This is a genomic window from Ruegeria sp. PrR005 (assembly GCF_010500245.1).
In the GTDB taxonomy this organism is placed as follows: domain Bacteria; phylum Pseudomonadota; class Alphaproteobacteria; order Rhodobacterales; family Rhodobacteraceae; genus Ruegeria_B; species Ruegeria_B marisflavi.
This window is the reverse complement of sequence record NZ_JAAGOX010000050.1, coordinates 1-1,108: the sequence shown is the minus strand read 5'-3', so window position 1 is coordinate 1,108 and position 1,108 is coordinate 1. Positions and strand designations below refer to the sequence as shown.

1 protein-coding gene is annotated in these 1,108 nt (G+C 63.8%); it reads left to right on the top strand.

Annotated elements, in window-relative coordinates:
• A partial coding sequence (istA, locus tag G0P99_RS18810; protein ID WP_164132027.1) for an IS21 family transposase occupies positions 1-1,053 on the top strand: 1,053 nt, incomplete at its 5' end.
• Positions 1,054-1,108 lie beyond the last annotated feature (55 nt).

Here is a 1,108-nt window from a genome sequence, read left to right as displayed (position 1 = left end):
CGGGCCTTCTTGCTGCGCGCCTATCCATTACAGACCCATGAGATGCTGTTCGACGCGCATTGGCACGGGTTCCGGGTCTTTGGTGGTGTGCCGGAACGGGGCATCTACGACAACATGCGCACTGCTGTGGATCGCGTTGGGCGGGGCAAGGAGCGGCAGGTCAACATCCGCTTTCTGGCCATGACGAACCACTATGTCTACGAGCCCGAGTTCTGCAATCCGGCGGCTGGCTGGGAGAAGGGCCAGGTCGAGAAGAACGTTCGCGATGCCCGTCACCAGCTGTTGCAAGGCATGCCGGACTTCCCTGACCTCGCCGCGCTGAATGCCTGGTTGGAGCAGCATTGCCTGGAACTGTGGCGCGCGACGGCACATGGCGCGCTGCCCGGCATGATCGCCGATGTCTGGGCCGAAGAGCGCGCGGCCCTGATGCCACTGCCGGTCGCCTTTGACGGCTTCATCGAGTTGAGCAAGCGCGTCTCGCCCACCTGCCTGATCAGCTTCGAGCGCAATCGTTACAGCGTTCCGGCGTCATTCGCCAATCGCCCGGTCAGCTTGCGGGTTTATCCGGATCGGTTGGTGGTGGCCGCCGAGGGCAGCATCCTTTGTGAACATGTCCGCGTCATCCAGCGCGGCCATCATCTGCCGCCGAGGACAGTCTACGACTGGCGGCATTATCTGGCGGTCGTCCAACGCAAGCCCGGAGCCCTCAGGAATGGCGCTCCCTTCCTGGAATTGCCGTCCGCCTTCAGACAGTTGCAGGATCACATGCTGCGCAAGCCGGGTGGGGACCGCGAGATGGCAGATATACTGGCCCTGGTGCTGCAGCACGATGAACAGGCCGTGCTCGCCGCGGTGGAACTGGCACTGGCCGAGGGCGTGCCGACCAAGACCCATGTCCTGAACCTGCTACACCGGCTGGTCGACGGCAAGGTGATCGGCGGGCCGCCGCTTGATACGCCGCAGGCGCTGGTCCTGCATCGCGAACCCAAGGCCAATGTCGAACGCTATGATGGCCTGCGCAGCCAGGCCGAAGGAGGCCGCCATGCGTCATGATCCTGCCAGCGGCGCCATTGTCATCATGCTGCGCAGCCTGAAGATGCACGGCATG